Consider the following 26,273-nt stretch of genomic DNA (forward strand, 5'->3'; position numbering starts at 1 on the left):
AAATAAAAAGCCTCATCAATGATGAGGCTTTTATCTATATAAACAATACTATTAGATTGTTTGTTCCTGTAGTTGAGGTCCTGAAGGGATCAATCTCTTACCCTCTTCAGTATCACAATACTGTTCAAAGTTTTTGATATATCTTGAAGCAAGATCTTTTGCTTTTTCTTCCCATTCAGAAGCATTCTCATAAGTTTCTCTAGGATCCAGGATACCTGCAGAAACGTTTGGAAGTTCAGTAGGAATCTCAAGGTTCATGATTGGAACCTGAGTTTTAGGAGCATTATCAATAGATCCATCGATGATTGCATCAATGATTGCTCTTGTATCTTTTAAAGAAATTCTCTTTCCTGTACCATTCCAACCTGTATTCACTAAGTAAGCCTTAGCTCCGTGCTCTTTCATTTTACCAATCAAGGTTTTAGAATACATTGTTGGGTGTAAGGTAAGGAACGCTTCACCAAATGCCGGTGAGAAAGATGGTTGAGGTTCTGTAATTCCTCTTTCAGTTCCGGCTAATTTAGATGTATAACCGCAAAGGAAGTGGTATTGCGCCTGATCTTCATTCAAGATGGAAACTGGAGGAAGTACTCCGAACGCATCTGCTGAAAGATAAACGATCTTCTTAGCATGACCAGCCTTAGATGGTAATACAATTTTATTGATATGATAGATTGGATAAGAAACTCTTGTATTTTCAGTAATAGATCCGTCTGTATAATCTGCTACTCCATTGTTGATGACAACGTTTTCAAGAAGTGCATCTCTCTTGATTGCTCTGAAGATATCCGGTTCTTTTTCTTCTGAAAGGTCAATAACTTTAGCGTAGCATCCTCCCTCGTAGTTGAATACTCCGTTATTATCCCATCCATGCTCATCGTCTCCGATAAGGTATCTTTTTGGATCTGCCGATAAAGTAGTTTTACCAGTACCAGAAAGACCAAAGAATAAAGCAACATCACCTTTTTCTCCTACGTTTGCAGAACAGTGCATTGAAGCCATACCTTTTAATGGTAGGTAATAGTTCATCATAGCGAACATTCCTTTCTTCATTTCACCTCCGTACCAAGTACCTCCAATAATCTGTAGTTTTTCAGTAAGGTTGAACATAACGAAGTTTTCAGAGTTCAATCCTTGAGCTTCCCAGTTCGGGTTTGTCGTTTTAGAACCGTTGATTACAGTGAAATCAGGCTCTCCAAAGCTTTCCAGCTCATAATGAGAAGGACGGATAAACATATTAGTAACAAAATGCGCCTGCCATGCTACTTCAACGATAAATCTTACCTTAAGTCTTGTATCTGCATTTGTTCCACAGAAAGCATCTACAACATAAATTTTCTTTGCTTCAGCAAGTTGGTCCAGCACTAGTTCTTTACAAGACGCAAAAATTTCTGTACTCGTTGGTAAGTTTACTTTACCATCCCAGAAAATCGTATCTCTTGTAACATCATCCTGAACAATATATCTGTCTTTAGGTGAACGACCTGTGAAAATTCCTGTTTTTACTGATACCGCGCCAGATTCTGTAAGTTCAGCTTTCTCAAACCCTTGATTTTCAGGAGAAACTTCAGCCTGATATAATTCTTCGTAAGAAGGATTATACACTACTTCATAGTTTCCTTTAATCCCTAATTTCTCTAAATCCTGGATGATTTTAGTGTTTTTCATTTTACTTATATTTTCTATTTCTTTATTGACTTCAACAAAAATAATATTAATTATTTGTTAAAGGAGGTTTAAATATACTGATATAAGTCAGAATGACAAATAAAAAAACAGGACGGTAAACAATTGATTATAAATAAATTATATTTTTCCATTCAAAAATAGTTGTAAAACCTTTCTCCCAAAAATAGTCTTTAAAGCCCCCAAATTTGGCACTCATCACAAAATCTCCACCCCAAGCGCCTAAACTTTTGACGAAAGAAGGACAATCTGAGAATATTTTATCCTTAACTGTGGGTATTTCAAGAAAATCGGCAATTTTACGCTCATGAATCATCATTAATTCCGAAAAACTTTCCAATTCACTGCATAATAAAATTTTCTTTGTGATATCTGAAAATTCATTAACAAGTTCAGGAGACTTAATTTTGGACTTGTAAAGATTGATTCCTTCTCTGCTATCTTGTTTTTGATTTAAATGGATAAAAATCAATTCATTTTTAAAGGATGGGTTAAAGTTTACCTTTTCAAACTTAACCTCAGGCTTGCTTCGAAAAAGAATGGCAGATTTCTCCTTTGCAACAGCAATGTCATATCCACTGCCTCCTAAACTGATGGTGTTTAAATGAAAAGGATCTATCTCAGCCCATTCTGCAAGGTTGTTCATTAAAGTAGAACTGCTTCCAAGGCCAAAATCCGCAGGAAACTGAAGATTGGTCTTTAAATGGTAAGTGAGGTTGTTTTTGAATTGAGTAGTAGAAAGCAGATGAACATTCTTTAATGTTTTTAAAATAAATTCAGCGCTTGATGGAATATTGGTTTCCAGAATCTGCCAGTTTTTATAATCTATGACAGCGGTTAACCAATGTTTGTCTTGATGGAAAGCTTCCCAGAAAATCAGAGATCTATCATCATCTTTTTCATCAAAAAAAAACTCTTGTCCCAGCTTGGTAGGTACTGCTAAGACAAGAGCTCCATCGATTGCGAAATATTCTGAAGTAAGCATAAGCTTTCCCGGTGAAAATATCGCGTTCATATTTTTTAATTAGATTGCAGACGCAGCATCTACTGATCCATCAATTTTCTTGATTAATCCCTGAAGGGTCTTTCCTGGTCCAACTTCTATAAAGTTAGATGCACCATCTTTGATCATATTCTGAACAGACTGCGTCCATTTCACAGGACCTGTAAGTTGAGCAATAAGATTTTGCTTGATCTCATCAGGGTTTGTTACCGCTGTAGTGGTGATATTCTGATATACAGGAATTGTTGCTTTTCTGAACTTTGTGTTCTCAATAGCAGCTGCCAATCTTTCTTGTGCAGGCTGCATTAATGGTGAATGGAAAGCTCCATTTACCGGTAATAATAAGGCTCTTTTTGCTCCTGCTTCTTTTAATTTAGCGCAAGCTTCTTCTACTGCAGAAGTTTCACCTGAGATTACCAATTGTCCCGGACAGTTATAATTTGCAGGAACCACTATCCCACTGATCTGAGCACAGATTTCTTCAACCTTAGCATCTTCTAATCCTAAAATAGCTGCCATAGAACTTGGATTTGCATCACAAGCATCCTGCATAGCCTTAGCTCTCTCAGATACTAATTTCAACCCATCATCAAATGATAAAACACCATTGGCTACCAATGCAGAGAACTCTCCTAGGGAATGTCCTGCTACCATTTCAGCGCCAAGGCCATTTACTGCTTTTAATGCTGCTACTGAATGTATAAAAATAGAAGGCTGGGTAACCTCGGTTTTCTTTAGATCTGCATCTGTTCCGTTAAACATAATAGAAAGAATATCGAAACCTAAAATTTCATTAGCAGATTCCATCAGATCTTTAATATCTTTTCTGGAATCATACAATTCTTTTCCCATTCCTATGAACTGAGAACCCTGACCTGGAAATACAAGTGCTTTCATGTATTGAATTAAATATTATGCAAATATAACTATAATGTTAACAATATTCCTTTTTATGAAGTATATCATTTAAGGAACTAACCTGATTACTCTGTAACCAGTGTTTACATAAGCTCCATTAGCTTTTGATTTTACAAACTCAAATTTTGTTGCCAACTGAGTCTGAACCTTATTCATTTGTTTAAAGATTTCTCCTTTTTTATTTTCTCTAGTCAGCATATCATTCACCACATCAAAACCTACAACGGCATATTTTGGAGGTGTTTTGCAGTATTTACTTTTATAAGCTGCTAAAATTTCCTTTTCAAAATTACCCTCTGTATTGATTTTTCTATCCATCAGATAGACCAAGCTTGCCTGGCTTAATTCATCCACTTTCTTTTCGAAAACTGGGGCATAGAACATACTGAAAGCCTTTACTCCTTGTACTTCTTTAGAAAGAGCTGTGATTTTGTTTGCAAAAGCATCTCCCATATCATCATTTGCCAAAATAGCAATAACCGGAGCAGATTGTCCTGTCATCATATTCTGATCTAGCTGAATATCTGCCGGAGAATTAACAATAACAATATTAGGATTCTTTACCGCTTTTTCAAGACCAGATTTAATGTAATTTGCATTTTCTTTTTTAGCGTCTGCAACTACATATATTTTTTGATCTGAATATACAGCTTTTACTTCTTCTACAATTTTGTCTGCATACGTCTGATTGTTTGTTTCAACAATAATCAGATTGCTGTAGTTGTACAATTCCGGTGTATTGGCAAATGGTGCTACTACAGGAATCTTTTGATTTTTAGTAAAATCCAGAACATCAATTACGTTTGATTTGAAGAATGGACCAATAATAAGATCTGTATTATCAGGATTGATCTGCGTTAGAGAGTTTTTGAAAGAAGCTTCATTTCCTGAATCTACGATTTTCACATCCAATTTCAGTCCTCCTTTTGCATTTCTCTCAATAGCTAGCTTGGCACCCGTCAAAAAGTCAAGAGCCATTCCTCTGTACTGCGTTTCATTTGTGCTATATCCAAAAGGAAGCATCAATACTACGCTTAGGACCTCTCCATTTTTCTTAACATACGCAGCATCCAGTTTTTTGATTTTCAAAACCATTCCGGTCTTCAATCCATGTGAAAGATCTGGGTTCAACGCAATCAATTCATCGATTGAAACTCCAAATTTATTTACGATAGAGAATACAGTATCACCCTGCTGAACAGTGTAAGTAACATAATCATCTCCTACAACTACATTGGAAGCAGTGGATGATTTTTCGTTTCCTGAATCCATTTTTTCTTTTGGATTAGCAACAGGTTCAGTAACGGTAGCTGTATTGGTATTTGATTTTTTTATTTTAATGGTATCTCCAGGTTTTAATCCTTTCTCTTCCAATCCTGGGTTTAGAACAAAAAGATCCTGTTGACTGATACCAAATTGTTTTGTAATTCTATAATAATTATCCTTAGCCTGAATCACATAAGCTTCTCCCTCAGCAGCGGGTGTAGTTGTTTCGGATTTTTCAACAGGAGTTTCTACAGGCTTTGTGGCAACTACAGCTTGTTGATCTCCGCCATATTTTTTTATGCTCGCAAGAGGCAATGTAATCTCATCACCAATTTTCATATGAGAATCCAATTCAGGATTCAACTTTCTTAAATCGGTTTCGGAGATTCGGTATTGTTTTGTAATTCCGTAAATTGTTTGCTTAGGCTGTAAAACAATCTTACCAACTGTTGTACCTGCAGCATGGGTTACTTTTTCAGCAACCACTGCTTTGGTAACAACCGGAGTTTTTTTCTCTGAGTTTATAGTTAAGACATCTCCAATAGCTAGCTTGCCATCTTTATGCTTTGGGTTTAGCTTCAGCAATTCATCTACAGTTATTCCATACTTTTTTGCAATGTTGTAAGGGTTATCACCTTGTACAACCGTATGTGATTTCTGGGCTGAAACTCCCAAAACCATACATAAACTAGATAGAATAAAAAACCTCTTTATCATATTCGATAATTATAATTTACAAAAATACTTCTTTAAAATTAAATGGCAACAATTATTAATTTGGAATCTTGAACCACCATCTCTTCCAAACAATTTTCAAGCCATGAATAGCCGTAATCTGAAAAGAATACACTAAAGTTGTAGACTCTTTCCTGCCAGGTTTTAGATGGATGTACATCTAGAAACAGATTTTCAAGTCTTTCCAGTAATTCGTTCTGTTTTATTTTTTCGGCATGAAGCAGACGTTTTTTCATTCTTTTAAAAGATTTCAATTGTCTTACTTCTTCTGCTTTTACCATATTTCCAAAGGATTTCTCTGTAGATTCCGCAGAAGTTTTCAGCTGAGCAAAATTGTTGATTAAAAGTTCTTCTTTCTCTTCCAGTAATTTTAAAATAGGATTATTCTTTAAAATTTTATGATTGGTAATTACTGTAAAGTTTTGGAAAAAATCTTCAATTTTAAGATCCAGCTTCTCAACTTTTCCTAATGTTTTCTCTTTCAGGAAAAGCATAGAGTTTCTTGGGATCAGGATTGGAAACGGAATATTAATTTTTGAGAAATAATCTTTCAGTTCCAGCCAGTACATGATTTCTGCATTTCCTCCAATGTAAGCTAAATTGGGCAATACCTTCTCCTGATATACCGGACGCATTAGAGCATTTGGACTGAATCTTTCAGGATGATTTTCCAGCTCTGCGATGATTTCTTCTTCTGTAAACTGGATATTGGTATCTACAACACTATATTTCTGACCATTAAAATCTATTCTGTCTCTTGTTTCAGAAAGATAAAAAAGATTGATATCACGAGGATTTACCTGAACCTTTCCGTATTTTTCTGTTAGGAAATCGACTTTATTCTTTGATGTTTTTTGCAAACTGAAATGAAGCAATTCATCTTTAAAAACATCTTTGATCTGTTCTTTAAGCGTTCTTGAATCGCCATCCAATATTAAAAGTCCAAATTCAGAAAAAAGGCGGTTAACCAATATTTTGATGGCTTGCGTTAAGGTATTTCCAACTTTATAGGCCTCTTTCATCATTAAGATCAATTCAGTACCAAAAATAGAATCCTTGAACTCTTTTTCAAATTCTGAAATAAAATAGGTGTCATTAATTTGAATTCTACCTACAGGACCACCAGATGTCTCGTTAGTTTCGTAGTAGTTATTTTCGGTCTTGAAATGGTTGATCTCTGCAAAATCATGATCCTCGGATGCCATCCAGTAAACCGGTACAAAGTTAAAGTCCGGAAAATGTTCTTTTAGGTAGGTACACGTCTTAATGGTCTGCAAAATTTTGTAGACAAAGAAAACAGGTCCTGAAAAAAGGTTCAACTGATGCCCTGTTGTGATCGTAAACGTATTAGGCAACTTAAGATTTTCCAGATTTTCTTTCTGTTTTGAAGAAAGGGTAAGCTCCGACAATTGCTTTTCAAACACATCAAATAAAACACCCCTTTGCTCTGATGAAAAGGAATCTTTTTTCAGATGGATTTGCTGGCTAAAGTGATCCAAAGAGAATGTATTGTTTTCAAAACCCTCAATTCTTTGATTCAAAAAATCCTTCACCAATTGAGGGATGCTTTCTATATCGTTAAATGATATTTTATTAATTGTTTTCAACTTGTATAATTTTTAGTTGAACATATACCACACAATCCCAATATTCAATCTGAAATCATACACCGGATAATGTGGGAACGCATATGCTTTGTTATGAGAAATAAAGGTTCCCATTTGCTGACCTTCTATGAAAAAGAACATCTTTTTAACTTTCATATTAATGTATAGATCAACCATAGGCTGTCCTCCGATTGAGAAAGAATCTGTATTGGGGAGGATATATTCATTAAGGATTGGTGAATAATCTCTTGAAGCAAACTTAGAGAAATAATACACCTTAAGTCCTGCCTGAATTTCAGCTGCCTTTTTGAATGCCTGTGTCTGGTAGAAGAAATTGGCTCTTCCGATAAAACTTGGCATCGGTAACAAATTTTTATTAGTCATTACATTTTGGAAATGTAATCTTGTATTCAAATGGAATTTACCATAACTGAATGTTGCATCTCCACCGATCTGAGAAATATTCACTGAGCTTTCGCTTTGTTTTGGGGTGGCTCCGAATCCAGGTTTAGCATCGTTATCAAGGTACGTATAATTATCAATTCTGAAATAGTTGGCAAAGATTTGTGTCTTGAACCATTTCAGATTGATACTTCCCCCAATTTCCATCACAGATTGATTCTTCGCATTTTCAAGATAATAATTGAAATTGTTGTACACCGAAGTATTTAATAAGTAGTTGAATGATGGATAAGCGCTTTGGAAATTCACTTTTGCATTAACAAAGTAATCTTTTATGGGTTCAAATTTCAGGTTGTTGGTTGTTTTAAGAAAACTCTTAAACTGACTTCCGTTGGAAAACTCTAAAAATGAATTCAACTGAACTTTATCCCATAGTTTTACCTGTAGATTTCCTACAGCTCCAATTCTATTCTCCTTAAGCTCTTCAGGAAAAGGAACCCCGTTAAGGGAAACAAGATCTCTTATTCCCAACTTAATGGTCTGGTAACGAACCCCCGCATCCAGCTTGAATTTTTCATTGTTAAAAACCAAGCTTACTGTATTACTAAAGTTACTGGAGTATTTTTTTGTAGTCAGTGGAAAACCGTTAACTAATTCCGTAGGCAGATCATACCAGTAAGCTTCCAATGCCCCTTGATTATAATAGTATTTATTTCCTTGGTGAGACATTGTATGTCTGATACTGAAAGGAAACTTTTCCGCATTGAATGGCGTAAACTGGTGGCTCAAATAGTATCTTCTATAAGCATATTGTGAGCTACTAGATGCTAAATTCACCTGAGCATTCTGTCTATTTTTATAATCACTGGACCCCTCTTGAAACAGATTATCTTCAGTAATACCACCACTTTCCTGATTATTTATATTTTGATGAAGATAGTGGGCAAAAAGTTCATAGTTCCCACTTTTAGAAGTATAATGTCCCGAGAATAGGGTATTGTTATTTGCTGATAATGAATTTCTATACAATCCTTGCGAGCGAAGTCCCATATATTCAAGGGCAAAGTTGAATCTTTTTCCAATATTTTGGGTGTAGGTAGATTGCAAAGCGGCTCCGTTTCTCATGGCATTATGATAGATAAACGTTGCAGTAGGAGTTTTTACATCATAATACTTTACATCATTGGCTCCAAGAATCATGTAAGATTTATTGGATGGCAGTAAGGAAAGATTTTGTTCAGCATTTACTTCAAATACCAATGGATTGAATCCTGCTCCTATATTAGCAGGCTGTACTCTTCCAAAGTTATCAGCATTATTGTATTGTGAAAAAATAAGGGTTTTATCAAAAGTCATCACCGTATCAAAAACTTTCTTTTCTGAAAATTGGGTTTGAAATTGATAGTCGTTAATGGTAGGTTTAAAGATCTTTAAGGAATCTTTCTTGCCTGAATCTATGACTATGGTATCTTCCGATGGCTTAGACTTGTTTGCATCTGTTGTATTTACAACTTGTGCCTTGACAGCAAAGCTAAAGAGAGTGATTATGAAAAGTATATACTTCATTATTCATTATTGTACAGCAAAAATAAGAAATAATAGTAAATAAAATAGGCTGTCTCGAAAGTGAGACAGCCTATTTAGTATTATCAATATTAAACTAGCCGATTAAGGGTTTTGTTTAATATTTGGATTAGCCAAAATTTCCGTTTGAGGAATTTGGAAAGTAAATCTTAAATCTCCAGCTGGAATATTGATTCTACCTGCAGCAAGATTATGGTTAGTTCCTGGGTAGTCTCTTAATAGACCAACTCCTAATCTCTTCATATCAGTCCAAGCACATCCTTCACCCCAAAGTTCAATTCTTTTTTGTAAGATAATTTCGTTAATTAATGCAGGTCCTGATGCTGTTACAGTATAAGCAGAGTTTCTTTTTAAAGAAATTTCGTTTAGAACATTTTTAGCACCAGCCTCATCTCCTGTTCTTGCCAAAGCTTCAGCTTCAATATAATACATCTCTGAAGCTCTCATATAGATATAATCTCCTCCTTGTCCTATTGACTTATCAATAAACTTAAGGCCAGCATATTTAGGTAAGCCTACTCCACTTACTCCATCATAAGGAGCTGCATTATTAGCAGACTGGAAAGCTTTTTTTCTATAGTCAGTTGCAGGCATTGCGTCATACAATCTTCTATCAATTAACTTATTAAAAGCAACAGCATAGCCTCCCGGATCAGTATTATCAAAGTGTGCAAAGAAACTCGCTACGAAAGAAGTAGTAGCTTCAGAGATAATACCTCCCCAAATAGCATCTGGGCTTGACTGAAGATCATAGAAACCATCCAACCATTGTTCTTCTGTTGGTTGTACAACACCCGTTCTTGCATTCTTAGCCATTGTAGCAGCAGAAGCATAATTACCCATTTCTAGATAAACTTCCGCAAGAAATGCCTGAGCAACACGAGTATCTACTTTCTCTTTATTTTCTCTAGTATAACCACTTAAATATCCTAATGAGTCTGTTAAATCCTTAACAATTTGTTTGTAAACAACATCTACACTAGAACGAGGTTTCCCCACCAATGTAACTTCAGTATATAAAGGTATGCTATCGTCAGCTAGATGACCTACATAGGTTGGTCCAAAAACACGAGCCAACATAAAGTGCATATACCCTCTCAATGCAAGAGCCTGACCATAGATCATTTTATTCTGAGGTGACACTCCAGTCTTTTCAATAGAAGCAATAACATAATTCACAGCTTTAATTTGCTGATAATATGTATTCCAAATCATATCAGTTCTAATACTTGTTTGGATTCTTGCTGTATAGTTATAGAAATTATTGAACCAGCTTCCTCTATTATTCAACATATCATTAGACATCATATCCATAGCAGAAAGTACCGCTTTATGTCCCCAAGCTTCGTGAGTAGAAGATTCTGCCAGACCGTAAGTATGAAGACTGGTATAAACCCCGTTTACAAGCCCTTGTAGAGCTGTAGGTGATGAATCAATCTGATCCTGATTGATTGTTGACTTCAAATCTGTGTCCAGATAATCCTTGCTACACCCTGTCAATATAATAGTGGAACAAAATAGTATTCCGAATATTTTTTTCATTTTAATTAAAATTTAACTGTTAAACCAAAAGAGATTGTTCTTTGTGCTCCATATTTATTGGTAGAAACACCATTGGTAGCTAATGAGTTACCCAAGTTAATCAAACGTGGATCCATTCCTTTTCTTTTTGACCAAACTGCCAAGTTAGTACCGAACACTCCAAAAGTAACTCCTGAAATTCCTTCTGGTAATAGATTCTTGCTAAGATCATAAGTAATGGAAGCATCCTCTAAACTGATATAATCTGATTTGATCAAGAATAGATCAGAAGCTGACATATTATTTTGTCTAGATCTATCAACAGCTGGCATTGAAGCATTAGTGTTATTAGGTGTCCATGTATTGTAGATATCCTTGTGGAAATTAGTAACATCACCTGATGATCTAGATGTTAACATACCTGCATAAGTAGCATCATACATGTACCCTCCGAATTGGTATCCGAAATTCACAGAAAGGTTAATTCCTTTATATCCTACTTTAGTTCCAAATCCTCCATAATATTTAGGGTTTGCAGATTTATCTAGTGAATAAAGAGTAGCAGCAGCATAGTTCTCAGTAGTTGTTTGTCCTGTAACATTACCATTTGCATCTTTTGTATCTACATACCATATACCATTACCATTAGCAGCATTTACCCCTGCAAACTTTCTCATATAGTAAGTATATGCTTCTTGCCCTTCATTGAATTTAAATGATCCTGCAACGAATGAACTTGGTAAAGAGGTAATTTTATTTTTATAATATGTACCGTTTCCATAAACTGACCAGTTAAAGTCTGCTCCTTTGATGATATCTGCTGAAATATTCAATTCAACCCCAGTATTCTGCATATCACCAACATTTCTTGTTTGGAATGCAGTTCCTGTAGATGTTGCTATAGGGAAGTTAAATAATAGATCATTTACTTTTCTCTGGAAATATTCAACATCAATGTTAACTCTATTGAACAATTCTAATTCAAAACCTGTATTAAAGTTCTTAGAAGTTTCCCATTTTATGTTATCATTTCCTTCATATACCTGTACAATTGAAGTGTTTCCACTTGCATCAGGGATATTTTCCCATTGAGACTGGTAAGCCTTGTAGTTTCTAGCAAATCCAAAATAACTTCTGTGATTTAAAGTTACTGAAGATGGGTAATATAAAGCATCATTTCCTTGCTCTCCGTAACTTGCTTTAAGTTTTAAACTTGAAACAATTTTGTTACCTTTTAGGAAGTTCTCGTTAGATACCATCCACGCACCACCTAAACCAAAGAAATTCCCCCATCTGTTTTCTGGACTGAATACGGAAGAACCATCTCTTCTGAAACTGGCATTAACAAAGTATTTATTGTCATAACCATAATTCACTCTGGATAAGAAACCTTCAACATTATAGTAGTCATTATAACCATTCAGATCAGAGAATCTTGATCCGTTACTAACGTTATTCAAACCAGGAATTACTAAGTTTGTTCTTGTTCCTGAAAGCATCTTTGAACTAAAGTCATTATTTTCATGACCAACCATAATATCTAGATTATGATTTCCAAAGTTCTTTTTCCAAGATAATAACTGTTGGTTATTGAATGTTTGTTCAAACGAAGTGGAAGATCTTACCTGTCCATTATATGGATAATAATCTCCCCCTAAACCATTTCCATAAACACTATAGTTACCATCAACGATATCCATACCGAAGTTATAGGTAAAGTTAAAGCCATCATAGAAATCCCAAGATAAGCTAGCTCTACCACTAATATTATCCTCAACATTTCTAACTTGGTCTAATTGAGCCTTAGCATATGTATTCAATCCACCTCCATAAGGTCTCATTAATCCCATTCCATTAGGGTTTCCTGGATGACCAAAATCATACATCACATCTCCTTCTCTGGTATATTTTAAGCTACCATCAGAATTTCTTGCCCAAATTGGATAAATAGGAGCGATACTTCTCCCCCATCCTATTAGGTTAGAGTAAGTTGCATTTCCTGTTAAAGAGTTTGGAGCAACCTGATCAGCTCTGGTATAGTTGATTGCAGTACTTAATTTTAATTTATCTGTGATTTGATAATCAACCTTTGAACGTCCTGTAAATCTCTTAAACCCTGAATTCAACAAGAAACCTTGGTCATTTAAATATCCAGCTGAGAAATAGGTGTTAAGTTTATCTGAACCTGCCTGAATACTAACGTTATATTCCTGTCTAGTGTTTGGCTTAAACATTTCTTTTTGCCAATCATCTTGATATAAAAGCTTAGCATTTGGATTAAGTCTTCCTGTTACAGGATCAATTAATTGATCACCAGGCACGTTATAAGCGTTATAACGTAGTCCTTCATCTCCATCAATAAGATCAGCAGCAGCAGCAGCAGATGCATCTGCATAATTCATACCCTGAGCCATATTGGTTATTCTAAGTCTCTCAAAATAAACCTGATAAAACTCTCCCGGGTCTGTTATTAAATCATACTCTTTTACAGCTCTTGAGTTAACCCCAAATTTTGTATCAAAAGTAATGTTCATTTTTCCTTTTTTCCCTTTCTTAGTTGTAACCATTACAACCCCGTTTGCCCCTCTACTTCCGTATAATGCGTTAGCAGATGCATCCTTTAAGAAAGTGATACTTTCAATATCATTATTATTCAATGCATTGATATTCCCATTATAAGGCATCCCATCTACTACATATAGAGGGTTGTTAGAAGAAGAAAGTGATCCGATACCTCTAAATCTAACTTGTGGTGGATCCCCAGGTTGTCCTGAGTTCGTAGTAATCTGTACCCCACCCACTTTACCGGATAGTGATGTAATCATGTTACTCGATTGAACATTAGCTAATTCTTTAGCATCAATCTTTGCAACAGATCCAGCAATAGATTGCTTCTTTTGAGTTCCGAAAGCAACAACTACTACTTCATCAATCTCCTTCGTTTCAGAAATTGTATCATTAGTTTTTTTTTGTGCCAGCAACGTCTGTCCTCCCATAAAGAACAAAACTCCTGCAGATAATACACGTAGTTTAACATTCATATTAACAAATTTTAATATATTTTAGAGGCAAATATGTTAATAAATATTAACACTAGCAAATTTTTTACTTGCAAACATGGTGCTTTTATTCACAATCCGATAGGCCAACAGCTACATATATAGAAGAATTCATAATTTTTCATGATTTAAATTTAACAAAATTTAAAATCACGCTTTGAAAACCCCAATTTTAACACTTAATAATCAGTTAAAAAAAAATTATTTATAATAAATCTAAATTATAATAGTACTAATTTTCAACGAACTAAGTAGATCTAAGTAAAATATCAACCTTATTTACAGAATTGATTATCGATATATAGTAAAATTTTAACAAATGACTTTTCTATAAACCTAAAAAAGCCTTTTGAAACATCAATTCTAGATAGTGTATTATATCCTCTTAAAGGGAAATCGTAAAACTCAGCATCATCCAGAAAAAACTTTTCAAAGGTTAAAATTTCCTTATCTACATTCTATAAGGAAATCCATAAATAAAAATAGCTATCATGAAAAAAAGAAGCCATAGTAACTTTCCTCAAGTACAGCAAAGCAAATTCTGACAAGGGTAAGAATCCAGTTAAGAAAGATATTATTTACAGAAATTCTACACAAAAAAGCCGCCCCAATGGGACGGCTTTTTATAATTTATCTGAATTATGTTATTTCAGTTTTTTCTTAACAGCTACTTCTTCGTAAACTTCAAGAATATCTCCGACTTCAATATCGTTATACCCTTTCAGGTTCAGACCACATTCGTAACCTTTAGTTACTTCCTTCACATCATCCTTGAAACGTTTCAAGCTTTCAAGCTCTCCGTCAAACTTCACGATACCATCTCTTAGCACTCTTACTTTAGAGTTTCTAGCCACTTTTCCTGTAAGAACCATACATCCTGCAATTGTTCCGACTTTAGAGATTTTAAATACCTCTCTGATCTCAACATTACCGATTACTTGTTCTTTAATCTCAGGAGAAAGCATTCCCTCCATAGCTTCTTTCACTTCTTCAATAGCAGCATAGATTACAGAATAGTTTCTGATCTCAATTTCTTCTCTATCAGCAAGATCTTTAGCGTTACCACCAGCTCTCACGTTAAATCCAATAATAATTGCATCTGAAGCAGCGGCTAAGTTAACATCAGATTCAGTAATCTGACCTACTCCTTTATGAAGAATATTTACGTTAATCTCTGCAGTAGACAATCTTTGTAATTGATCAGATAATGCCTCAACAGAACCATCCACGTCACCTTTCAAGATAATGTTCAATTCTTTGAAATCACCTAAGGCAATTCTTCTACCTAATTCTTCAAGTGTAGTATGCTTCTTAGTTCTGATTGAAAGTTCTCTCTGAAGCTGCTCTCTCTTATTGGCAATAGTTTTAGCCTCACTCTCATCTTCATATACTTTAAACTTATCACCAGCTGTAGGCGCTCCGTCTAAACCTAAAATAGTTACAGGAATAGATGGGCCTGCTTCTGTAAGGTTTCTTCCTCTTTCATCAAGCATTGCTTTTACCTTACCGTGGTTTTTACCAGCCACTACATAATCTCCTACTCTTAGTGTACCTGTTTGTACCAACATTGTAGCAACATATCCTCTTCCTTTATCTAGTGAAGCTTCAATAACAACTCCTTGAGCATTTCTATCAGGATTAGCTTTTAAATCAAGCATTTCTGCCTGAAGTAATACTTTCTCTAATAGAACATCCATATTATTACCAAATTTTGCAGAAATTTCCTGCGCCTGAACATTTCCACCCCATTCTTCTACCAGGATATTCATTCCTGAAAGTTGCTGACGGATATTATCAGGATTTGCAGTTGGTCTATCTACCTTGTTTAAAGCAATAATCATTGGTACACCAGCTGCTTGTGCGTGGGAGATTGCTTCTCTTGTTTGTGGCATTACATCATCATCGGCAGCAATCACAATAATTGCAATATCCGTGATTTGAGCACCTCTGGCTCTCATCGCTGTAAATGCTTCGTGACCAGGAGTATCTAAGAAAGTAATTCTCTGTCCGTTTTCAAGCTTCACATTATAAGCACCAATGTGCTGTGTAATTCCTCCAGATTCACCAGCAATTACATTCGTTTTTCTGATGTAGTCAAGCAATGAAGTTTTACCGTGGTCAACGTGACCCATTACCGTTACAATTGGAGCTCTTGATACAAGATCCTCTTCGTTATCGATTTCTTCTTCGCTATCGCTTTCTTCAAGATCAGCATCGGAGAATTCAATTTTATAACCGAATTCATCTGCTACTAATAATAAGGTATCAGCTTCCAGTCTTTGGTTCATGGTAACCATAACCCCAAGTGAGAAACATGCAGAAATCACTTCTGTTGGTGAAACGTTCATTAAGCTCGCTAATTCACCTACTGTAATAAATTCTGTAACCTTTAGAGTTCTGTCTTGTGCTTCAAGCTCTTGCTGACGTTCATCCTGTTCTCTACGATACGTTCTCTTATCTTTTCTGTGTTTTGCAGATTTAGATTTACCTCCTTTATTGGTAAGTTTTTCAAGTGTTTCCTTGATCTGGTTTTTAACTTGTTCGTCAGTTAATTCAACTGGCATAACTCTCTGACCAGGTCTGTTGTTTTGACCACCTTTCTTAAATCCACCACCTTGACCGCCTGGACGGTTTTGGTTATTGTTTCCGAAACGGTTTCCACCTTGACCTCCCTGACCTGGTGGACGGTTTCCTTGACCCCCTTGTCCTGGTGGACGGTTTCCTTGGCCGCCTTGACCACCATTGTTATGCGGGCGGTTTCCACCTTGCCCACCTCCTTGGTTGTTATTTCCGGAGTTTTGATTATTCCCTTGGCCTTGTTGGTTATTATTCTGACCTCCGGGTTTTTCAATTCTTTTTCTTTTCTTTTTTGCTCCAGAACCTGGTTTTGGTGCAAACTGAGTTAAGTCAATCTTTTCTCCGACAATCTTAGGACCGTCAAGTTTTTGATAAACTGTCTCGATTTTCTGAGGTTCCTGAGATTCTGGTTCAGCTTCTACTTTTGGAGCTTCCACTTTTTTCTCTTCCGTAACGACAGGTTTGGGAGTTTCTTTCACTGGTTCCACAGGTTTTATTTCTTCTTTTTTCTCCTCTACTTTTGGTTTGTCTTTTTTCACAGGTCTATTTCTAGATTCTATTTGAGACAAATCAATTTTATCTAAAACTTTAAATTCCTGCTTTTCAGGAGCTGCCTTTACTTCCGGTTCTTCTTTCACTATTTCTTCTTTCTTTTCTTCAACCGGTTTCGCTACAGGCGCCACAGGAGCTGCAGGTGCCTCTTCAACTTCGGGCTTACTAGGTTCTAGATCTATCTTACCTAAAATCTTAGTTTCTGGTTTATTTGCTTTAGCTCTTATCACTTCAGGGGTTTTCTTTTCTTCAATTTCCAGTTTTTCTTCCGGAACTTTAGTGATCACCACCTCATGGGAAGCTTTTCTTTGTTCGCCATCTTTAGCAAACTCAGCTTCCAATGCAGAATATGCCGATTCTTCCAATTGAGCGTTAGGATTGCTTTCAACCACGAAACCTCTAGACTGTAAAAACTCTACTAATCTGGACATCGAAATGTTGAATTCCTTAACCGCTTTATTTAATCTAATTTTTGGCATCTATATTATTTACTGTTTTTTAATTTTTAAAATTAAAGTATTTCCTTTTTACTGTTTATTAAGATTTATTTTACATCTTAATCTTCAAATTCTTCTCTCAGAATACGCTTAACATCCTCGATAGTTTCTTCTTCAAGGTCAACCATATTTAGAAGACTTTCAGTTTCTTTATCTAATACTGATTTTGCAGTTGTAAGTCCTACTTTCTTAAACTCATCCAAAATCCACTGCTCGATATCGTCATTAAATTCTCTCAATTCAACGTCGTCATCCTCGCTGGATTCTCTGTATACATCAATTTCATATCCTGACAACCAAGAAGCCAGTCTAATATTCTGTCCTTGTTTTCCAATTACTTTAGAAATCTCTTCAACAGGAGTATATACTAACGCGTAGTTTTGCTCCTCATTGATATCAATTTTATTGATGGTAACATTTCCTAAAGCTCTCTTCACCAAAATCTCAGGGTTTTTAGACCACTGAATAACATCGATGTTTTCATTTCTCAACTCTCTTACAACCCCATGAATTCTGGATCCTTTCACTCCTACACAAGCTCCTACAGGATCAATTCTGTCATCATAAGCATCTACTGCAATCTTCGCCTTTTCTCCAGGTATTCTCACTACCTTTTTCAAGATAATGGTTCCATCCTGAATTTCAGGAATTTCCAGCTCTAATAACTTCTCAAGGAACTTAGGTGCAGTTCTGGAAATAATAATCTGTGGTTTTGAACCTTTAAAGTCTACTGTCTCAACAATAGCTCTGATATTCTCACCCTTTTTAAAGAAATCAGATGGGATCTGGTTTTCTTTTGGTAAAATAAATTCGTTTCCTTCATCATCCAGCAAGATCACATGCTTATGACGGATATGGTGGATTTCTCCAACAACAATTTCACCAATTTTATCTCTAAATTGCTCATACAGCATTGCATTGTTATGCTCCTGAAGTTTTGTAGCCAAGATCTGCTTCAGGGTAAGAATATTTCTTCTTCCTAACTGAGCAACAGGAATTTCCATGGTAAAGTCTTCGCCTACTTCGAAAGTAGGGTCAATTTTCTTTGCTTCAGAAATTTCAATTTCCAGGTCATCGTCTTCAGACATTTCGTCTTCAACAATCGTTTTATTTAAAAATATCTGAAAATCTCCTTTATCCGGGTTTACAATCACGTCAAAGTGGTCATCTGAATCAAATCTTTTTCTCAAAAGTGTCTTCAGTGAATCCTCAATAATTGCCATAAGATCAATCTTACTGATCCCCTTTTCGTCTTTAAAATCACCAAAGGATTCAATCAACGCTATATTATCCATCTATTCTTTTTTCTTTTTAAAATTTAATTACTACTAATGCTTTTTTAATCTCAGAGTAAGGAATTTCCTTTTCCTCCTCCACGTCTACTTTCCCTTTTCCAATATCTTTTGGTTTGCGGTAACGTAAAACAAGTGTGATCTTATCTTCATCTGCCTTTGACAGCTCTCCTTCAATTTTAGAAGCATCTTCCAACATCACCTCAATCTCTCTTCCTAAATTTTTTCTAAACTGTCTTGGAGTAGACAATGGTTCACTTAATCCTGCAGACATTACCTGAAGGCTAAAGTCATGTTCTTCACGATCCATATTGAATTCAACTGCACGGCTTGCATCAAGGCAATCTTGCAAAGAAACTCCGTTGTCACCATCTAAAATCACCGTAATATCATCCCCTGTAGAGAACTTAAGATCAATAAGAAACAGATCTTTTCTGGTCTCAAGGAATTCATTTAATAATTCTTCAATTCTTTTTCTAAACTCCATAAATTTTTATCTTGATTTACCAGTACGAAAAAAGGCTTTCTTCCGAAGCCTTCCCATTTTTTCCGTAAATCCAATGCAAATATACGTCTTTTTTCCAAAAATGCAAAATTATCTTATTATCAAGTAAATAGCGTGAATTCCATTTACCATAAATTAAAAGAGCAAGTGAAAGTATTTTTATTATTTTTGTCTTTGAATTTAAAAAAACAAACATTTTGAATATAACAATTGTAGGAACAGGTTATGTAGGATTGGTTACAGGAACTACTCTGGCAGAGCTTGGCAATTCAGTATACTGTGTTGATATTGATGAAAAAAAAGTAGAAGGTATGAAAAACGGCATTGTTCCCATCTATGAGCCGAACCTTGAAGAGATGTTCCTTAGAAACATCCAATCTGAAAGACTATTCTTCACTACTAATCTTAAAGAAGCCCTGGACAAAAGTGAGGTAATTTATTTAGCCCTACCCACCCCTCCCGGAGAAGACGGATCTGCAGATTTGTCTTATGTACTTCAGGTTTCCAATAATATCGGTGAGATGATGACGGAATATAAGGTCATTGTGAATAAAAGCACTGTACCTGTAGGCACTGCGGACAGGGTAAGGGAAGCGATCTCTTCTAAAACCAACATTCCTTTTGATGTTGTTTCAAATCCAGAATTTTTAAGAGAAGGCTTCGCTGTTGAAGACTCTATGAATCCCTCAAGAGTAGTTGTTGGAGCCAGTTCCGAGAAAGCAAAAGACATTATGGCTAAAATATATCAGCCATTTACCAATACAGGAATTCCTATTATTTTTATGGATGAGAAATCATCTGAACTTACGAAATATGCCGCCAATTCATTCTTAGCTGTAAAAATCACTTTTATGAATGAAATTGCAAATTACTGTGAAAAGGTAGGCGCTGATGTAGATAAGGTAAGATTAGGAATGGGAAGCGATGACAGAATTGGGCATAGATTCCTGTTTCCGGGTATTGGATACGGAGGAAGCTGTTTTCCTAAGGATGTAAAAGCACTTATAAAATCCGGAAAACAAGAGGATTTTAATTTCCAGATCCTTGAAGCGACAGAAAATGTAAATACCGCACAGAAAGTAATTCTTGTTTCTGAAATTGAAAAATACTTCGGAGGAAATATTAAAGGAAAGAAGATTGCCATGTGGGGGCTTGCATTCAAAGCCAATACAGATGATATCAGAGAGGCTTCTTCTTTAGATAATATTGCCCTCTTATTAGAAAAAGGCGCAGAAATTGTAGCTTATGATGCTGTTGCAGAAAATAATGTAAAAAAACTTCTTGGTGATAAAATACAATATGCCAAAGGCATGTATGATGCACTGGAAGATGCAGATGCTTTATTTATTTCTACTGAATGGCCTGAATTCAAAAATCCTAATTTTGAGCTTATGGCTAAAAAAATGAAAAACAAGGTAATTTTTGATGGAAGAAATATGTATCCGCTAGAAATCCCGGAACAAAATGGATTTTATTATAAAAGTATAGGTAGAAAGACAATCTCAAAATAAATAAATGAAAAGTATAATCATTACCGGAGGAGCCGGATTTATCGGATCTCATGTTGTAAGAGAATTTGTAAAAAACAATCCGGACATGACAATCATCAACCTTGATGCATTAACCTACGCCGGAAATCTTGAAAACTTGAAGGACATTGAAAATGAACCTAATTATGTTTTTGAAAAAGCTGATATTACAAAACCTGAAGAACTAAGAAAAGTTTTTGAAAAGTATAATCCGGACGCTGTTATTCATTTGGCAGCAGAAAGCCACGTGGACAGAAGTATTACAGATCCAATGGCTTTCATCAATACCAATGTAAATGGAACGGCTAATCTTCTTAATCTATGTAAGGAATTTTGGACATTAAATCCTGACCATACCCACGGAAGATTCCCCAATGAGAAAAGAACAAACTTATTCTATCATGTGTCTACGGATGAAGTGTATGGAAGTTTAGGAGAAACCGGTTTTTTCCTTGAAACAACTTCTTATGATCCACAATCACCGTATTCTGCATCAAAAGCAGCATCTGACCACTTGGTAAGAGCCTATGGAAATACATATGGGATGCCATTCATTGTTTCAAACTGTTCAAACAATTATGGCCCCAATCACTTTCCGGAAAAGTTAATTCCACTTTGTATTTCCAATATTATCAATGAAAGACCTTTACCTATCTACGGTGACGGAAAATATACCAGAGACTGGTTATTTGTAATTGATCATGCCAGAGCGATTCATCAAATCTTCAATGATGCAAAAACTGGTGAAACCTATAATATCGGAGGCTTCAATGAGTGGCAGAATATCGATTTGGTAAAAGAACTTATCAAGCAAATGGACGCTAAACTAGGTAAACCTGAAGGTCATTCTGAAAAGCTAATCACTTTTGTAAAGGATAGACCAGGCCATGACAAACGTTACGCTATTGATGCCACTAAACTCAATAAAGATTTAGGATGGAAACCATCTGTAACTTTTGAAGAGGGATTGGGGAAAACCATCGATTGGTACCTTGAAAACAAAGAATGGTTAGAGAATGTGACCAGTGGAGATTATCAGAAGTATTACGAAAACCAATACAACTAAAACAACATAATGAAGTATATTGTTTCATTGTTTTTTGTAGCATTCTATTCTTTTGCCGTGGCTCAGGAGCTTCCCCCTCCGCCTCCGGCAATGTCAAATTTGTCTCAACAAAAGTTGATTGATGAATTTATAGAAGCATCTCATTACAAGGAAGCATTGATCAATTATGCTAAAGAGTATCTTGAACTCAAAATGTTTGATTATAATGTAGATCCCCCAAAGGAACTGCTTACAAAGAAACAAGCCAATTCAATCATCAACAGTTTTAATTTTGATGATTTTAAAATTTCATTATATAGTTCATTCTCTTTTATATCAGAAAAAAATCTAAAAGAGCTGATCAGGTTTCATAAGAGTATAGGAGGCGAATTGTCCAGAGGCAACTCTGCACTATTAATGACTCCTACCATTGATCTGAATATTAAAAATCAGATGGACTATGCAATAGAGAATATAAAATAATAAAAAGATGAAAGGAATAATATTAGCCGGAGGATCCGGAACAAGACTTTACCCTCTAACAATTGCCGTAAGCAAGCAGCTAATGCCTGTTTATGACAAACCTATGATTTACTATCCGCTCTCTACTTTGCTTTTAGCAGGGATTAAGGATATCCTGATTATTACAACTCCGCATGACCAAGCAGGATTCATCAAACTTTTGGGTGACGGATCCCAAATTGGCTGTAATATAGAATATATTGTACAGCCAAGCCCGGATGGTTTAGCTCAAGCCTTTATTCTGGGGGATCAATTTATTGGTAACGACCCAGCAGCACTTGTTTTAGGAGACAATATCTTCTATGGTTCCGAAATGGGCAACTTACTAAAAAACAAAACTAATCCCAATGGAGGTGTAGTTTTCGCCTACCACGTAGCTGATCCTGAAAGATATGGTGTAGTAGAATTTGATGAGAATTTCAAAGCTGTTTCTATTGAGGAAAAACCGTTGAAACCTAAATCAAACTATGCTGTTCCAGGATTATATTTTTATGATAATGATGTCGTGGAGATTGCTAAAAATATACAACCATCTGCAAGAGGTGAGCTTGAAATCACGGACATTAACAACGTTTATCTAAAGAACGGAAAGCTTGAAGTTGGTGTCTTGGATAGAGGAACCGCATGGCTGGATACAGGAACTTTTGATTCTCTTCATGACGCTTCTGAATTTGTGAGCGTAATTGAAAAAAGACAAGGTTTCAAAATTGGATGTATTGAAGAAATTGCTTTCAGAAATAAATTCATCAACGAAGAAAAGTTATTGGAAACGGCTGCAAAGTATGGAAAAAGCGGCTATGGAGAATACCTGAAACAACTCGTAGGGAAATAATTACATAATTTATAGATCTTACAAACTATTGGCTTTATGGCCAATAGTTTTTGTCCATAACAACAAATATCAATATATTAGTTGTTATTTTTTAGTTTTATATGAATAATCATTTGCAAACTGAAAAATCCGGTAAGAATTAATTATTATAAATTTGCAAAAACTTACACAGATGAATGAACCACAACAAAAGTGGACAGAAACGATTGAAGCAGATCATTCTTTATTTGATTTAAAACTCAAGGAGGTCTGGAGATATAAAGATCTTATTTACATGTTTGTAAAGAGAGACTTTATATCAAGCTTTAAGCAAACCATTTTAGGACCGATTTGGTTTTTTATTAATCCTATTTTAACAACGATCGTATATTTGGTTGTTTTTGGTGCTATTGCCAAGCTTCCTACAGATGGCGCTCCGCCTATTTTGTTTTATCTGGCAGGCGTAACACTTTGGAATTACTTCTCAGCTTCACTGCTGGCAACCTCCAGTACATTTGTAGGAAATTCAACTATTTTTGGAAAAGTATACTTTCCAAGGCTTGTTACTCCTATTTCCATTGTTATTTCTAACCTGATGCGCTTTTCCGTGCAGTTTCTTTTATTTATTCTTGCATGGGCCTATTATCTAAGCCAAGGAAAAGTACATCCTAATATATGGATTCTTGCAACTCCTTTTTTAGTTATATTAATGGCGTTTTTCGCCCTAGGTATGGGGATGATATTTTCTGCGCTTACTACCAAATATAAGGACCTTAGTATGCTACTGGGATTTGGAATCAGCTTATATATGTATGCAACTCCGGTAATCTATCCGGTTTCTTCACTTCCTGCCGGTTTCAAAAAACTGGCGTATTACAATCCTCTTACAGGGATTTTTGAATGTTTTAAATACGCCTGGTTAGGCGTAGGTGATTTCTCGCCTTTAATGCTGGGAATCAGTACGGTCATTATTCTTATTCTTTTACTAATAGGAATACTTATCTTTAATAAGGTTGAAAAAACCTTTATGGATACTGTATAATACTTGGGAATTACCTTCTATTAATTTAAAATTCAAATTAAACATGCTGGCTTTAAAAGCAGAAAATATATCAAAACAGTACCGCCTCGGACAGGTGGGAACGGGAACCTTATCTCATGACCTTAATAGATTTTGGCACAAGGTAAGAGGAAAGGAAGATCCTTATTTAAAAATAGGTGAAGCTAACGACAGAACAACAAAGGGAGATTCTGAGTATGTTTGGTCTCTTCGTGATATCAATTTTGAAATTGAACAAGGGGATGCCGTAGGAATCATTGGAAAAAATGGAGCTGGAAAATCTACCCTGTTAAAACTACTAAGTAAAGTTACCAAGCCTACTACAGGGCAAATATACACCAATGGAAGAATCGCTTCACTGCTAGAAGTAGGAACTGGTTTCCATCCTGAGATGACAGGCCGTGAAAACGTATTCCTGAATGGAGCTATTCTGGGAATGACCAGAAAAGAGATCAAGCGTAAATTTGACGAAATTGTAGATTTTTCGGGTGTTGAAAGATATATTGACACTCCTGTAAAAAGATATTCTTCAGGAATGTATGTTCGTCTTGCTTTTGCCGTAGCAGCTCACTTAGAATCTGAAATTCTTATTGTAGATGAAGTATTGGCTGTAGGTGATGCAGAATTCCAGAAAAAATGTCTGGGAAAAATGGGAGATGTTACAAAAGGAGAAGGAAGAACAATTCTTTTTGTAAGCCATAATCTTCCTAGCATTTTGCAGCTTTGCAAAAAAGGAATTCTTTTAGAGAATGGATTATTGAAAGGGTCTTCTGATATCAGCACGATCATAAGCATGTATTCCCACAATGCGGAAAGTGAAGATATCATTCCTAATTCTGACAAAGAGGTTTACTTGAAAAATTTCAATTCCTATAGTGAAGATGATAATGAAAGCAATTTACAAACCGCTAAAAATGGTGTTTTGGAATTTAACATCTACTCTAGCCAGAATTTAAAAAATGTTAAAATAGGTATTGGCTTTAATGATGACATGGGAAACAGGTTATTTACTCCTTTCTCTGCTCATTTTCAAAAAATGTTTGATCTATCCATCGGAGAAAACATGATTTATTGTACAATAGATAATTTCCCACTAAAATCAGGTAAATACACCTGTGAAATTTATATAGGTGACAATGCTGAAACATTAGATTACTACGACAAAGGACTAAAAGTGAATGTGAAAGATAATTTCACATTAGAAAAACCCGATTATTCACAAGGATATTTTATTATAAACCAAAACTGGACAAATGAGAGAAAATAATATTGAAGAAGAATTATTCTGTACAAATTTTGAACTGAGAAATCTGTCTGACTTACTTGTATATGGAAAAGCAGAAAGATGGGTATATGGCTTTATGTTAAAAAGATATGAAGACGAACATCTGGATAGATATAAATATGCACAAGGCTACACAAAAGGGAAAAAAGTTCTGGATATTGCCTGCGGTTGTGGCTATGGCACTTATCTTCTGGCAAACCAAGGTGAGGCTGAATCTATAATTGGTGTGGATCTAAGTGAGGAAGCAGTTCGTTACGGAAATTACAGATACTCTCACCACAACCTAAAAAGATTAGTTGAAGATGGTGTAAAATACAAAAATGAATATCCTTTCGATGTCATTGTAAGCTTTGAAACCATCGAGCATGTTCCTGATTACATTGACTTTATCGACAACTTATATAAAAACCTAAGCGATGCCGGAGTGTTATTAATCTCTACTCCCATTACTAAAGTTACCAATACAAAACCCAATAATCCATTTCACGTTATTGAATGGAATTTCTATGATTTCCACAAGCTGTTTACAGATAAATTCGAAATCGTTGAGATTATGCTACAACAGATAAAAATACCGGGTGAAAGAAAAAGACAAGAATATACCATCAAAAACCGTATTCTCAATAGAATATCTCCGGAAAAAGTATTAGATATAACCGGAAAAGATATTGAAAAATTCACTAATCAATATGATATGAATTTATGTAATGAAGGGTATCAGCTACTAGTATTGAAGAAAAAATCCAGTAAGTAAAATATTGAATGGTTCTTCTGAACAAGAATCAACTAAGTATTAAATCATCATCTATTTATTGTG

The 26,273-nt window shown here is 35.3% G+C and carries 18 protein-coding genes; 7 read left to right on the forward strand and 11 right to left on the reverse strand.

Annotation, left to right across the window (positions count from 1 at the left end):
- Positions 1-51 precede the first annotated feature (51 nt).
- The 11 genes from pckA to rimP form a co-directional block, all read right to left on the reverse strand.
- A complete protein-coding gene (gene pckA / locus SCA31_RS05140; RefSeq protein ID WP_410695740.1) occupies positions 52-1,668 on the reverse strand; it encodes a phosphoenolpyruvate carboxykinase (ATP) in 1,617 nt (538 codons plus the stop codon).
- Positions 1,669-1,795: 127 nt separating this feature from the next.
- On the reverse strand, positions 1,796-2,701 hold the full coding sequence (locus tag SCA31_RS05145; RefSeq protein ID WP_410695742.1) for a GYDIA family GHMP kinase: 906 nt from the start codon (positions 2,699-2,701) through the stop codon (positions 1,796-1,798).
- Between the two features lie 9 nt (positions 2,702-2,710).
- The gene (gene fabD / locus SCA31_RS05150; RefSeq protein ID WP_410695743.1) at positions 2,711-3,586 is read right to left on the reverse strand and encodes an ACP S-malonyltransferase; all 876 of its coding nucleotides are present in this window, start codon (positions 3,584-3,586) and stop codon (positions 2,711-2,713) included.
- A 69-nt stretch (positions 3,587-3,655) separates the two neighbouring features.
- On the reverse strand, positions 3,656-5,590 hold the full coding sequence (locus SCA31_RS05155) for a LysM peptidoglycan-binding domain-containing protein (protein ID WP_410695744.1): 1,935 nt from the start codon (positions 5,588-5,590) through the stop codon (positions 3,656-3,658).
- Positions 5,591-5,628: 38 nt separating this feature from the next.
- Positions 5,629-7,215, reverse strand: a complete 1,587-nt coding sequence (bshC, locus tag SCA31_RS05160; RefSeq protein ID WP_410695745.1) for a bacillithiol biosynthesis cysteine-adding enzyme BshC — start codon at positions 7,213-7,215, stop codon at positions 5,629-5,631.
- 12 nt (positions 7,216-7,227) lie between these two features.
- Positions 7,228-9,183 (reverse strand): putative porin, encoded by a 1,956-nt coding sequence (locus SCA31_RS05165; RefSeq protein WP_410695746.1) that lies wholly within the window; start codon positions 9,181-9,183, stop codon positions 7,228-7,230.
- Between the two features lie 102 nt (positions 9,184-9,285).
- Entirely contained in the window at positions 9,286-10,743 is a 1,458-nt protein-coding gene (locus SCA31_RS05170; protein ID WP_410695748.1) for a RagB/SusD family nutrient uptake outer membrane protein, read from the reverse strand.
- 5 nt (positions 10,744-10,748) lie between these two features.
- Positions 10,749-13,763, reverse strand: coding sequence for a SusC/RagA family TonB-linked outer membrane protein (locus SCA31_RS05175; protein WP_410695750.1), 3,015 nt, complete (start codon positions 13,761-13,763; stop codon positions 10,749-10,751).
- A 662-nt stretch (positions 13,764-14,425) separates the two neighbouring features.
- On the reverse strand, positions 14,426-17,389 hold the full coding sequence (gene infB, locus SCA31_RS05180; protein ID WP_410695751.1) for a translation initiation factor IF-2: 2,964 nt from the start codon (positions 17,387-17,389) through the stop codon (positions 14,426-14,428).
- Positions 17,390-17,466: 77 nt separating this feature from the next.
- Positions 17,467-18,702 carry a transcription termination factor NusA gene (gene nusA / locus SCA31_RS05185; RefSeq protein WP_106916884.1) on the reverse strand — a complete coding sequence of 412 codons (1,236 nt, stop codon included), beginning with the start codon at positions 18,700-18,702 and terminating at the stop codon, positions 17,467-17,469.
- A 16-nt stretch (positions 18,703-18,718) separates the two neighbouring features.
- Positions 18,719-19,186 (reverse strand): ribosome assembly cofactor RimP, encoded by a 468-nt coding sequence (gene rimP, locus SCA31_RS05190; RefSeq protein ID WP_410695753.1) that lies wholly within the window; start codon positions 19,184-19,186, stop codon positions 18,719-18,721.
- Positions 19,187-19,401: 215 nt separating this feature from the next.
- On the opposite strand from rimP, the gene SCA31_RS05195 reads away from it, so the two are divergent.
- The 7 genes from SCA31_RS05195 to SCA31_RS05225 all read left to right on the forward strand — a co-directional run bounded on the left by SCA31_RS05195 (position 19,402) and on the right by SCA31_RS05225 (position 26,210).
- On the forward strand, positions 19,402-20,715 hold the full coding sequence (locus SCA31_RS05195) for a UDP-glucose dehydrogenase family protein (RefSeq protein ID WP_410695754.1): 1,314 nt from the start codon (positions 19,402-19,404) through the stop codon (positions 20,713-20,715).
- A 4-nt stretch (positions 20,716-20,719) separates the two neighbouring features.
- Positions 20,720-21,799 carry a dTDP-glucose 4,6-dehydratase gene (gene rfbB / locus SCA31_RS05200; protein ID WP_410695756.1) on the forward strand — a complete coding sequence of 360 codons (1,080 nt, stop codon included), beginning with the start codon at positions 20,720-20,722 and terminating at the stop codon, positions 21,797-21,799.
- A gap of 9 nt (positions 21,800-21,808) precedes the next feature.
- The gene (locus tag SCA31_RS05205) at positions 21,809-22,261 is read left to right on the forward strand and encodes a hypothetical protein (RefSeq protein WP_410695757.1); all 453 of its coding nucleotides are present in this window, start codon (positions 21,809-21,811) and stop codon (positions 22,259-22,261) included.
- Between the two features lie 7 nt (positions 22,262-22,268).
- Positions 22,269-23,132, forward strand: coding sequence for a glucose-1-phosphate thymidylyltransferase RfbA (gene rfbA, locus SCA31_RS05210; protein ID WP_109621466.1), 864 nt, complete (start codon positions 22,269-22,271; stop codon positions 23,130-23,132).
- Between the two features lie 172 nt (positions 23,133-23,304).
- Positions 23,305-24,153, forward strand: coding sequence for an ABC transporter permease (locus SCA31_RS05215; RefSeq protein WP_410695759.1), 849 nt, complete (start codon positions 23,305-23,307; stop codon positions 24,151-24,153).
- 43 nt (positions 24,154-24,196) lie between these two features.
- Positions 24,197-25,438, forward strand: coding sequence for a polysaccharide ABC transporter ATP-binding protein (locus SCA31_RS05220; RefSeq protein ID WP_410695760.1), 1,242 nt, complete (start codon positions 24,197-24,199; stop codon positions 25,436-25,438).
- A complete protein-coding gene (locus SCA31_RS05225; RefSeq protein ID WP_410695761.1) occupies positions 25,425-26,210 on the forward strand; it encodes a class I SAM-dependent methyltransferase in 786 nt (261 codons plus the stop codon). The genes SCA31_RS05220 and SCA31_RS05225 overlap by 14 nt, the downstream gene beginning before the upstream one ends.
- The last annotated feature ends 63 nt before the right edge of the window (positions 26,211-26,273 follow it).

Source organism: Chryseobacterium sp. SIMBA_028, assembly GCF_046535285.1.
Classification (GTDB): Bacteria; Bacteroidota; Bacteroidia; order Flavobacteriales; family Weeksellaceae; genus Chryseobacterium.